The sequence below is a fragment of the Colwellia sp. 6M3 genome (assembly GCF_014077595.1).
Lineage (GTDB): Bacteria > Pseudomonadota > Gammaproteobacteria > Enterobacterales > Alteromonadaceae > Cognaticolwellia.
The window spans coordinates 1-604 of the sequence record NZ_JACGWF010000208.1 but is presented as its reverse complement, the minus strand read 5'-3'; the positions used below and the strand labels follow the sequence as shown (position 1 = coordinate 604).

The following is a 604-nucleotide window of genomic DNA, read 5'->3' as shown; positions in this document are numbered from 1 at the left end:
AGAAAGTTGATGCCAACGGTAAAACTGTTGTTGACGAAAATGGCGATGCCGTATTAGAAGAAGCTTACTCTGTTGCTACTGGCACAGTGTTAACGATTGATACTAAAGCGAAGAAGTTATTAAACGGTGATAAAGAGCTAGCAGACATCTCTTCAGCTTTCACTCCACAAAAAGTGGAATTCATGAAAGCCGGTGGTTCTTACGCTGTTGTATTTGGTAAAAAACTACAAACGTTTGCCTCTGAAGCCTTAGGTGTAGCAACTAAACTTGTTTATGCTGCTTCGAAAGAAATTTCACATGCAGGTCAAGGCCTGACAGCTGTAGAAAAAATATTCAACAGAAATGCTGTTGGTGTTCTTTCTGAAACCGATCTTCATGCAGGTTCAGATGTACGCGTTAAAGTGAACATTGTAGGTTCACAAGACACTACAGGCCCGATGACTTGCCAAGAGCTAGAAGCGATGGCAGCATCAACTATCTCTCCTTTAGTTGACGGTGCATACCAATCTGGTTGTCACACAGCATCAGTTTGGGATAGTAAAGCTAAAGCTAACATTCCTAAGCTTATGAGTTTCATGAACAAGTTTGGCCTTATCACAGCTCG

Annotated in this window: 1 pseudogene; it reads left to right on the top strand. The window is 41.6% G+C overall.

Going from position 1 to position 604, the window contains the following annotated elements:
* Positions 1-604 (top strand): annotated as a pseudogene (locus tag H4J50_RS19045) (bifunctional aconitate hydratase 2/2-methylisocitrate dehydratase); the annotation flags it as partial.